Origin of the sequence: Microcystis sp. M49636_WE2 (assembly GCF_030065375.1) — a bacterium.
In the GTDB taxonomy this organism is placed as follows: Bacteria; Cyanobacteriota; Cyanobacteriia; order Cyanobacteriales; family Microcystaceae; genus Microcystis; species Microcystis aeruginosa_C.
Map to the genome: position 1 here is coordinate 1 of NZ_JASJFG010001045.1, position 9,941 is coordinate 9,941.

The window sequence follows — 9,941 nt, forward strand, 5'->3', positions numbered from 1 at the left end:
AGCCACTTTCAGATTAGGAAAAAAAATGAAGCGTACACTTGCCGTCATGACGATGACAGTAGCTTTAACCCTCACCAGTAACCATTCTAGCCTTGCCGGAGCAATCTTCGATCGCATTCAAAAAACTGGGGTAATTACTGCCGGCGCTCGTAAAGATGCTATTCCCTTTGGTTTTGTCAACTCCCAGGGCAAGTGGGTGGGTTACAGCCTTGATATGTTAGAGTTAATTCGCAAAGAAACCGAGCGGAAGTTAGGAAAACCAATTAAGTTAAAAATTGTTGAGATTACTCCCCAAAATCGTTTTGAAAAGTTAAAAACAGGGGTGATAGATATAGAATGTGGCTCCACTACTTTTACTTGGAAAAGAGAAAATGAAGTGGATTTTTCCGTTAGTTATTTTGCCAGTGGCACTCAATTACTCACCCGCAAAGGTAGTAATCTCGATGACATCGGTAGCTTGGCAGGCAGACGCATTGGAGTGATTGCCAATACTACTAATGAAGCGGTGATTAAAACCCAACAACCCGCCGCTATTTTGGTCAAAGTTAAAAATCGTGGCGAGGGTTTACAAAAACTAGAAACGGGAGAAATTGACGGTTTTGCCAGCGATGGCATTACCCTAGAAGGTTTAAGGAAAAGTGCTAAAAATCCCAATAATTTAGCCATAGTTCCCTCCTATCCCTACGCCTACGAATCCTATGCCTGTACTTTACCCGAAAATGATTCTAAATGGCGCGATACAGTGAATTATACTCTATTAAAATTCATGGAAGGTATCGTTAGTGACCAACAACAAGCGGTGACAATTTATGAACGTTGGTTTGGTGAAGATGGTGTTGTTCCCTATTCCCGAGAAACTATTAATGATTATTTTCAAGGTATTGTCAACACCTACGAATGGATTCCTTTAACTGTATTTCCCTAAAATTAAGAGCTTTTTAGGAACCGATTGAAAAAGGCAAGAGGAAAGTGGGAATTATGAATGGGGAAGTAGGGGAATGGGGAAGTGGGTTTTTAAAGTTGGATTTGATTAATAAAGGTAAAAAATAAACCCCCTCAACTGTTAGTTAGCAAAAATTAAGTAGGTAGGTGTTAAAAGTTGTCAGACACCCCCCTTATTAAGGGGGGATTAAAGGGGGGACTAAGGGGGGATCGGCACCCCCCTTATCAAGGGGGCAGGGGGGATCAGAGGCAAAATCTATCTTCAATTTAATTATAACTACTTACTTAAATAAGAAGATTTTGAAGGCTTTAGTTATTGGTTTTCATCAATTTCTTGCGCTGTTTTTAATATGTCTAAATACAATATTTGATTAACACGGAAACCTGCTTTAAAAATCAAATCATCCATTAACGGCTGAATAGTAGGAATTAATCTTCTTCTTTTGGCAATTAATAAAATACCTAAAATTCCAATAACATTCAATCCTAAACTAATTGCTTTCTTTCTGCCAGGGTTCTCGTCTATAATTACTCTATCAGCATTTGAAGAAATCGCTAAAGCTATCGTTTCTGATTCTCCTCGGTGTAATTCCTTCTGTAATTCTTCTAATAATAACCGATTCTCTAACTCTCGCTTTTCTATCCAGGATAGGGTTTGAACTTCAATAGTGCCAGGAACTGAATAACCTAATCCTGTCATTTCTTCATAAACAGCCACTGGAATAATAATTGTTCCATAGATATCATGGAGCAAGTTAAGATAGCCGATAGCAGCTAAACTGGTAATCGGAGAGGTGTTACTAACAACAATCACAGATCACCTAAGGTTTTTAAGGTTTGTAATTCTTGTTGCCAATCTACACTATCATAATTTACACAAATATTCCTCTTGGCGACTTCTTGACGAAATTCAATTAAAGATAAGTTGGCAAAATCAGCCGCTTTTGCGCTACTGATATGATAATCTCTAAACATAATGATTGCCAGTTCTAGTTGCAACAGTTGCTCGTTTTTTCCTGTTGCTTGTATAATTTCGTTGGGAATCACAATAGTCATTAAAATTTACGATATTTGTATGAACCGCCCCCATTGTATCACAAAAAAATACTTGTGATCGATTAATTAATAAAAATTAATGAATAGAAACATGGACAAAAAATAAACCCTCAACTGACTGAATGAAGGGGCATTTATCGTATTTTGTGGGCAATTTAGCCTACTTTTGTGGTTTAGTTTTCGTCGGATTTAGAGGATTTTAGTTTGCGTTTCAGGGTTGAAGCTGCGCCTAATGCACCAAAGGAGCCAATAGCTAAAAGTCCAGCAGTTGAGGAGGGTTCAGGAACTAGCTTTAGGTTTTCAACAGGAACACACGGGGTCAAACACCCCATATATGTAAACTAATTAGAAAGTAGATCTTTAGCATAAAGTAGCCGATATTCTTCTCCACCTTCTATGTAGGCTAATCCCCCTGCACTAAAAGCGCCTACACCTCCTACAGGAACAATATTTGCCGGATTAAACAGATTATCATTCGTTAATCCTGAAGTTAATAAAGTGGTAGAGCCAGTGCCTTGGGGGACCAGAGCAGTTATAGGCTCTGTACCCTGTGTTCCAGTTATGGATAAAACTTTATATCCGGTAAAGCCCGGAACGACCAAAGATTTAGATAAAGTATCTTCGGTAATAACTGTCGCCTTAACAGGTGTGGGAAGAAGTGTAGTGTCAGGGGCAGGCAGTAGGTTTGTATCTATATCGAAGGATAAACTCCATGTGAGAGTTCCAGCCGAAGCAGGATTTACTCCAAAGCCAATCATTGTAGTCGTTGCAGCCGCTCCAAGAGCTAAGGCTAAAGTCCAATTTTTCATTTTTTTATTCCTGAGTAGTGTTTTTTGTGTGTAAGTTTGTAGTCTTAGCTTTGAGGCTATTAGCCTACTTTTGTCGTTTCTTTGCTAGGTCAGGCAACACCTTAACCCAACTCCAAAGGGAGACAACGGGAGTGTACACATTCTCTCCCCCACAACTGTATTAAAATATACAGTTTAATAAATCTTTACATTTCTCTCCTCAACTAGGAATTCAGATTTTGGTTTTTTTTTTGATTGTACTGATAGCGATCGCCACCCTCGCCGCTAGGTCAAGCAACAGCCCAACCCAAGGGGAAAGGGGGACGACGACAGCTTTGGGGAATCTATCTTGAGAATGATTTGAAATATGCTAAGTTGAGATACGATGTCACGATCGCATCTAACCAGTACCATGAGTGAAATTAGTGTCGGGGGAAAAGTCCGTCTGATTGCCATTCCCCCTTACCTGAAAACCGCCGATCCCATGCCTATGTTACGGCAGCCGGAGCTGCTCAATATCGACGATATAGGCACGGTAATCGATCGCCGGCCGGGGGGTTATTGGGGTGTAAAATTCGATCGAGGCTCATTTCTGCTCGATAGCAAATATTTAGAAGCTATTTAAACCAGTTAAGTGCATCACGGTCAAGACAACTTTGATAAATGACAAGCAAATCTAAAGAGTTAATTTATGTCCAATACTTTTCTATCGATCATTATCCCGATGCGCGAGGGATTTAGCGAACATTGGCTAGGAGAATTATTGAAAGTCAAGGGAGATATAGAATTTATTTTAGTTCATCCTCCTGGGGTCAAACCTTCGCCGGTGAATGATCCACGCATGAAACAGATTGTCTGTGCTTTACGAGGTGAAATTATTCAAAGAAGTACAGGATTTTTAAATGCCAGAGGCACTTATATTCTCACAATCAATTGCGATGAATATTTACACCCGGAGATCGTCACCCTAGTTAAAGACTATTTTGAACGCTTCCCCAATAGTTGGGTATTGCGATTAGCCAGATGTGAATTTCCCTACGGTGAACGAGAAAAACTAGAGAGTAATTGGACAACCATTCCCGATGTAAAAAGTTTAGCTATCTGTAGCAGGCGAGAAAATAATAGTAACTTATTTAAAGATAATAATTATTTATTAGAATTACCGATCGCTCCTTTAGATAATCCTTTTAATCCCCAAGTTTTTCTCAATCAACGTCGCGATCAAAATGGTCCCCATTTAGAAAATTTTGATAAAAAAGTTTGGAAAAGTGAACTTGTGCAAGCGGCGACGATAGAAATTACTAATCTCATGAACTTATTGGGTCCGATTAAATATATTCCTTTTTGGTGTTTAGATAGATTACTAGGTTTATATATTCAGGCTAAATATTTTGAAAAAGAGCGAGTAATCGGTCACTGGATGCCGAAGTCTCCCGAACAAATACGAATTGAAGATAATCCTCCTGAATACCAAAGAACTTGGCGATTTTACTTTTTATCGGAAGTTATGTTATTAAGAAAATTCCCTCAGTATGGCTATCTTTGGAATCTAGCTATCTATCAATTTTTAGAACTGCCTGCTTGGATGATTAAATCTCTGAGACAAAAAATTATACCCAGTAAATCAGTCTAGTTATATCCAAGTGATCGGTAATCCAGAATAATAATAACCTAAATTTATGGAACTATGCTCTGTTTCCCAATCTAAAACCTGTTCCACACGCTGATAAATTGCCGCAGCTTCCTCACTAGAATTGCCGATACAAGTTAACCCTAATTTACCAAATTCCGACAGCGCACCCATGAGATGAAAAACTGTTCCCGTTTTACTGCTACTATCAAAATGCAGGCGATGTTTAGCAATAATATCCATTAAATCATCGGGAAGTAAACCTTTGTATTGGGGTTTATGGAGATTATCGGAGGCAATATAGTATTTTTCCTGGTGAGGTTGACTGAAAAATAATCCAGTTTCTTGATCGTATTTACCATTAGTTAAAAGCTTCAAAGTCATAAAAGGATGGGTGGTTCCTCCTTTTCGCAGATTAATTTCGATCGCCTGTAAATCCCAGACTAAAGTTTCTGGATTTTTGACAGCGACGAAATCAACTCCATAGCGTTCAATTGCCCCCTTTGCTGCCAGAATTTCCCCTATTTTTAGGCCTAATTCCTGTAATTGTAGGCGATAATTTTCATCGGCAGGAAAATGACAACCTAGATAAATTTGACCATCGGGACCGCCTAAAATTTGATCGTGAGTGGAAATAATATTCACTTCTCCCGTCGGTGTAATATAACCCTGCACACTCGGCGATCGCTTTTCTTCTCCTTCAATAAAAGCTTCGACAATTGCCCCTAATTCAGCAATTTTACTGGAAAAACTCTCCCAAGTTTCATCGCTTGCTTGAAAACTCATCTTGTCTAATTGTTTAGCCAAGAGATTCATTCTCTCGCTTAAATCTAGACTGTTACTATCAACAATTCCCCCTAAAGGACGTAAATCTAAAACCGCATTTCCTTCTCCCGATAACCCCTCATTTAACTTCACTACCATGCGTTTTAATTGCGGTTGACGAGACCACAAACTAGCGGCTTCATATAACAAATCCTTGACCGTATTTAGCTGTAAACTACCGTCAGGATGGGGAATATTGCCTTGACCAAAAATCTCGCGACTGCCACTTTTAGAACCCCAATACAATAAATCTGGACTACAGGCAAATAAAGGAATATCTAATTGTAAAGACAATTCTCGCTCTAAATTAGTAGAATTAAAACAAACCATGTAGGCACGATCTCGACGCAACGCTTGCCGGATTCTTGCTACTAAGCGCGGTCTGTCCAGAATTTTTTGGGTTAAAGGTTGAAAAGAGTTATCGTGAGTTGTCAGTAATAAAAGACGGTTATTAGCATGGGAAAAAGGAATCCCGGGCAACAATTGCAGGTAATAATCAATCACCATCCGCGCCAGTGGCTGCGCTGTTACATAGATTAAACGGGTTTTCGGATGTCGCAACCGAATCAGAGAAAATAATAATCTTTCTTCGTAATGTAAAAAACCCGCTACTTTTTGACCGACTCTCTGATCGATACTAAAAGAAGGGACAACTAGGATATCATAATCCCATTCATCGGATTCGGGAACGTTTTCTCCCTGCCAAATCTCTTTTAATTTTTCTTGTAATTCTTGATACCGCAGCCGCTTTCCTAGCATCAAATCTCTATCTAACAGCATGGTTTGTCCCACCTCTGTGGTTGCAGACACCTGTATCTTATCTATTTTTAGGCCCTGTCGTCTCCAGTGCCTTTCTTTTCTTAATATTCCCCAATCCCTGTGATCATTGCCATTAAAAAGGGATACAGTGGACTCTGTATCCCCTTTAATCACCTGAGATTGCCTTTAACCTAGCGGGTGGAATAAGAGATCGGGATAAAACCGATTAAATTCGATTAAAATCCCGGCGGTGAAAGTCAGCAGCGCCATAATTAACACGGGTGCGGACGAGAGAAATTTAGTAAGTCCTTCCATCTGAGTTCTCCTAGGGAATAAAAAGTCAAGGGTTTGACACAAAAATTAACGAGGGGAAACGGTAATTTCCGAATCCTTAACGGTTAATTTACCGGAAGTGGCTTCTTGTAAAGCCGCCAACGGCCAGAGGAACCCCGTTAACATTTTGCTCAAAGCGAGGGGAACATCGATGATGATTTCCTTCATTTCGGCATCTTTACTGTCGCGTACGGCGATTAAATAGGCCCGACCAACCCAACCGATCCAACCGGCAATGTACAGGAATAGGATGCTAGGGATAAAGAAATCGCCCATGTGGTCCCAACGACCATCAACAATTAGGTGTGGATAGCCTTCCGGTCCACAGAGAGCTTGGGAGTAGGTTTGAGCGCGTTTGGCTCCCGATTCGGGGTCGGGAGTGGTGTTGCGGAAACTCTTCGCTTTTTGTAGGAAAGCGGGATTTTCGCTACAAGGGGTCAGATTGGACAAATCAGCCGACGCTGGAGCGGCAAAGGTGAACCAGAGAGATAGCACCAGGGCCAGAGCGAACAATTTTCGCATAAATTGTTTCCTTTTGTTACGAAATATGAAGTTCTTTGTTCAAAAAGCGAACAATTTGATCGTACACGGAAAAAATCTTACTCCGATGAGGGGTACGAGTAAAGTTTCTATTACAAAACTATACGCAACGCTTCAGACCCCGGTGATATGAACCACCACTTGCCTTTGATGACGACTCTGACGATGTTCCCAGAGATAGATACCTTGCCAGATCCCTAAAACTAATTTACCTCTAGCGATCGGGATTTGTTCCGATGTCCGGGTTAGGACCGAGCGAATGTGAGCGGGCATATCGTCTGGCCCTTCGGTAGAGTGATAGTAGAGACTGCTATCTTCCGGGACTAACTTGGCGAAGAAATTGGCCAAATCGGTGAGAACATCGGGATCGGCATTTTCTTGGATCAGCAAAGAAGCGGAGGTGTGACAGACAAATATACTGCATAATCCCGTCGTTATGCCCGATTCAGCCACGATCGCTTCTATGGGGGCAGTCAGAGGATGGAAATTCTTGGGACTGGTGGTAATCGTCAGGGATTTTTGATATTGACGCATGGAAACCGAATCAGGGAGAAATGGGTGTAGGGGGGATTGTCCTGGAGAGCAAAGGTTGTCCCGCTTGCAAGAGATCGTGAAGGTTCACCACTGCACCGATAACAGCGATCGCTGGGGACTCAAAGCCGGTGGCTTCGATCTGGTCCATAATCGTGGTGAAAGTACCGATTAACTGCTGTTGCTGCGGTGTTGTTCCCCAGCGAATCAGGGCGATCGGTGTTTCTGGACTTCTGCCCGCCTTGGTCAACTCGCCGATAATATAGGGTAAATTATGCACACCCATGTAAACAACAATTGTTTCTGCGCCATGGGCGATCGCTGACCAGTTAACTTGAGGACGATATTTACCCGCCATCTCGTGGCCGGTGACGAAGGTAACGGAAGAACTATAATCGCGATGGGTGAGGGGAATACCGGCGTAGGCAGGCACGGCAATTCCTGAAGTGATCCCCGGCACGATCTCGACGCTAATTCCGGCCGCGATCAGATCGAGCATTTCTTCACCCCCGCGACCGAAAACAAAGGGATCACCCCCCTTGAGACGAACAACCACGGCATTAGTCTGGGCCTTCTCGATCAGTAAAGCGGTGATTTCCTCCTGTACCAGAGAATGACGACCGCGACGCTTACCCCCATGGATTTGTTCGGCCTTGGGGTTAATCATGGCTAGAATCGAGGGGCTGACTAGGGCATCATAGAGGACAATATCGGCATTTTCTAAGAGAACTTTCGCTTTTAAGGTCAACAAACCGGGATCCCCGGGACCCGCACCGACGAGATAGACCTTACCGCAACTTTCTGATTGATTCATAGATACTGGGGAGAAAATTCTTGCTTCGATCGAATGCGCTTGATCCCTACTGTATTGTGACTGGGGCAAAATTTGGTATTTTTGACTACAGTTACTCGGCGATCATGCTCTTTCTTCATGAAGAATTATGATCTTAACATTACTTAACCTTTTATCTAGCGATCGCTCTGATCCTAAATCCGGTTTAACAGGTATGGGGGAGAGCGGGTTTTTCAAGTGGGATTGGGAGTTAATCATGCTATTAAAAACCGATTCAGTATAACGGTGAAGTTAGGCAATTGGTACGACTTGGAGGCGTAACCCAAGTGATTGTAAGACCTTAAGAACTGTGGCAAACTCTGGATTGCCTTCGATTGACAAAGCTTTATAGAGACTTTCACGCCCCAACCCTGTTTCACGGGCAATATGTGTCATCCCTTTAGATCGAGCAATATCACCTAATGCTGCTACCACTAAGCTTGGATCGCCATCTTCAAGAGCTGCTTCAAGATATGCAGCTATATCTTCTTTTGTTTCGAGATGTTCTGCCGCATCCCAAGGATAGGTTTGGATAGTAGCCATGAAAATCTCCTATAAGTCTTGTGCTAAATTTAATGCTGTTTTGATGTCCCGTTCTTGAGTTTGCTTATCTCCTGCTGCCAAGAGGATGATCAAGGTCTCGCCTCGCTGAATGAAATACACCCGATAGCCTTGGCCATAATCGATCCGCAGTTCCGATACACCTTTTCCTACTGGTTTAACATCGCCTGGATTGCCCATAGACAGGCGACGAACACGAATGTCTATACGTGCTTTTGCTTGGCGATCCCGCAAATTGCTAAACCACTGAGAGTAGGTTTCGGTCTGGCGAATTTCAATCATGCCCTAAGTGTATCCTATGGGATACAGAAGGACAAGCAATAAAAATAAGGTGCGTTACATTTTATTCATTAACGCACCCTACAAGATCGGCGATCGCACTAATCAATGTGCATGGTGCGTTCCCCAAAAATCGATCGCTGGAGCGGTAGAAGTTGCATTAGGGAACGCACCCTACAGCGATAGCGTACTGCTACGCAGTGCCTTCGGCATCGCACTTCAAACTAACTTGCCCTTGCAGAATCACCGCAACTAAACTAAACTTAGTTTGTAGATTTGGTTTTTTAAGAGCATGGAAACTGTAAACATTCATCAGGCTAAAACAAACCTTTCTCGGCTATTGTCCCGTGTGGAACTCGGAGAGGAAATCGTTATTTCAAACCGAGGTATTCCAATTGCTAAACTTGTTCCATTTCGGACATCTTTAGATCGACGGTCTAGTTTAGGACAAGATCGAGGGATGTTTACCGTACCAGATGATTTTAATGCTCCTTTACCAGAAGATATTTTGGTAGCATTTGAGGGTGGTGCGGAGTGAGACTTTTACTGGATACACAATGCTGGCTGTGGTGGTTTGCCCAACCAGACAAGTTAAGTGAGAATGTAATTGAACAAATTGCCAACGAAAGCAATGAAGTGTGGTTTTCTGTTGCCAGTGTTTGGGAGATGGGAATTAAAGTCTCAATCGGTAAATTACCACTGCCAGAGCAAATAGATAATTATGTCTCTACTCGAATGACCCAACTAGGAGCTAGATCGTTAGAGATCAATGCTTCTCATGCTTTGCGGGCGGCTGCATTGCCTTTACATCATCGTGATCCTTTTGACCGAATGCTGATTGCACAAGCTCAGGTAGAAGATATGA

At 42.1% G+C, this 9,941-nt stretch carries 17 protein-coding genes; 6 read left to right on the forward strand and 11 right to left on the reverse strand.

What is annotated here, in order from left to right; all coding sequences use genetic code 11:
- The first annotated feature begins 25 nt into the window (after positions 1-25).
- The gene (locus PX484_RS24050; RefSeq protein WP_002804821.1) at positions 26-925 is read left to right on the forward strand and encodes an amino acid ABC transporter substrate-binding protein; all 900 of its coding nucleotides are present in this window, start codon (positions 26-28) and stop codon (positions 923-925) included.
- Positions 926-1,255: 330 nt separating this feature from the next.
- Here the strand turns inward: PX484_RS24050 and PX484_RS24055 are convergent, their stop codons facing one another.
- From PX484_RS24055 to PX484_RS24070, 4 genes are all read right to left on the reverse strand, one after another.
- The gene (locus tag PX484_RS24055) at positions 1,256-1,756 is read right to left on the reverse strand and encodes a PIN domain-containing protein (RefSeq protein ID WP_004163747.1); all 501 of its coding nucleotides are present in this window, start codon (positions 1,754-1,756) and stop codon (positions 1,256-1,258) included.
- A complete protein-coding gene (locus tag PX484_RS24060) occupies positions 1,753-1,998 on the reverse strand; it encodes a UPF0175 family protein (RefSeq protein ID WP_002770804.1) in 246 nt (81 codons plus the stop codon). The genes PX484_RS24055 and PX484_RS24060 overlap by 4 nt, the downstream gene beginning before the upstream one ends.
- A 173-nt stretch (positions 1,999-2,171) precedes the next feature.
- Entirely contained in the window at positions 2,172-2,330 is a 159-nt protein-coding gene (locus tag PX484_RS24065) for a PEP-CTERM sorting domain-containing protein (protein ID WP_287766085.1), read from the reverse strand.
- Between the two features lie 9 nt (positions 2,331-2,339).
- Positions 2,340-2,807 (reverse strand): hypothetical protein, encoded by a 468-nt coding sequence (locus PX484_RS24070; protein WP_287766087.1) that lies wholly within the window; start codon positions 2,805-2,807, stop codon positions 2,340-2,342.
- A gap of 391 nt (positions 2,808-3,198) precedes the next feature.
- Here PX484_RS24070 and sipA point away from each other — a divergent pair, with 391 nt between their 5' ends.
- Both sipA and PX484_RS24080 read left to right on the forward strand, forming a co-directional pair.
- On the forward strand, positions 3,199-3,411 hold the full coding sequence (sipA, locus tag PX484_RS24075; protein WP_287664860.1) for a regulatory protein SipA: 213 nt from the start codon (positions 3,199-3,201) through the stop codon (positions 3,409-3,411).
- Between the two features lie 66 nt (positions 3,412-3,477).
- A complete protein-coding gene (locus PX484_RS24080) occupies positions 3,478-4,419 on the forward strand; it encodes a glycosyltransferase family protein (RefSeq protein ID WP_287766089.1) in 942 nt (313 codons plus the stop codon).
- Here PX484_RS24080 and PX484_RS24085 read toward each other — a convergent pair whose 3' ends face one another.
- The 7 genes from PX484_RS24085 to PX484_RS24115 all read right to left on the reverse strand — a co-directional run bounded on the left by PX484_RS24085 (position 4,420) and on the right by PX484_RS24115 (position 9,079).
- On the reverse strand, positions 4,420-6,021 hold the full coding sequence (locus PX484_RS24085) for a peptide ligase PGM1-related protein (protein WP_287766101.1): 1,602 nt from the start codon (positions 6,019-6,021) through the stop codon (positions 4,420-4,422). It abuts the gene before it with no gap.
- 165 nt (positions 6,022-6,186) lie between these two features.
- Entirely contained in the window at positions 6,187-6,315 is a 129-nt protein-coding gene (gene psaJ, locus PX484_RS24090; protein WP_002738148.1) for a photosystem I reaction center subunit IX, read from the reverse strand.
- 45 nt (positions 6,316-6,360) lie between these two features.
- The gene (locus PX484_RS24095; protein ID WP_004163740.1) at positions 6,361-6,855 is read right to left on the reverse strand and encodes a photosystem I reaction center subunit III; all 495 of its coding nucleotides are present in this window, start codon (positions 6,853-6,855) and stop codon (positions 6,361-6,363) included.
- A gap of 132 nt (positions 6,856-6,987) precedes the next feature.
- A complete protein-coding gene (locus PX484_RS24100; protein ID WP_004163739.1) occupies positions 6,988-7,407 on the reverse strand; it encodes a secondary thiamine-phosphate synthase enzyme YjbQ in 420 nt (139 codons plus the stop codon).
- 10 nt (positions 7,408-7,417) lie between these two features.
- Positions 7,418-8,218: a uroporphyrinogen-III C-methyltransferase gene (gene cobA, locus PX484_RS24105; RefSeq protein WP_287766091.1), complete on the reverse strand. Its 801-nt coding sequence runs from the start codon at positions 8,216-8,218 to the stop codon at positions 7,418-7,420.
- Positions 8,219-8,488: 270 nt separating this feature from the next.
- Positions 8,489-8,779 (reverse strand): addiction module antidote protein, encoded by a 291-nt coding sequence (locus PX484_RS24110; RefSeq protein WP_002757266.1) that lies wholly within the window; start codon positions 8,777-8,779, stop codon positions 8,489-8,491.
- Between the two features lie 9 nt (positions 8,780-8,788).
- A complete protein-coding gene (locus tag PX484_RS24115; RefSeq protein ID WP_046661678.1) occupies positions 8,789-9,079 on the reverse strand; it encodes a type II toxin-antitoxin system RelE/ParE family toxin in 291 nt (96 codons plus the stop codon).
- 49 nt (positions 9,080-9,128) lie between these two features.
- Between PX484_RS24115 and PX484_RS24120 the strand changes: the two genes are divergently transcribed.
- The 3 genes from PX484_RS24120 to PX484_RS24130 form a co-directional block, all read left to right on the forward strand.
- Positions 9,129-9,332, forward strand: a complete 204-nt coding sequence (locus tag PX484_RS24120) for a hypothetical protein (protein ID WP_287664823.1) — start codon at positions 9,129-9,131, stop codon at positions 9,330-9,332.
- Positions 9,333-9,368: 36 nt separating this feature from the next.
- The gene (locus PX484_RS24125; protein WP_008201147.1) at positions 9,369-9,614 is read left to right on the forward strand and encodes a type II toxin-antitoxin system Phd/YefM family antitoxin; all 246 of its coding nucleotides are present in this window, start codon (positions 9,369-9,371) and stop codon (positions 9,612-9,614) included.
- Positions 9,611-9,941, forward strand: a 331-nt coding sequence (locus tag PX484_RS24130) for a type II toxin-antitoxin system VapC family toxin (RefSeq protein WP_288105953.1), incomplete at its 3' end; no start/stop codon positions are given. The genes PX484_RS24125 and PX484_RS24130, both read left to right, overlap by 4 nt.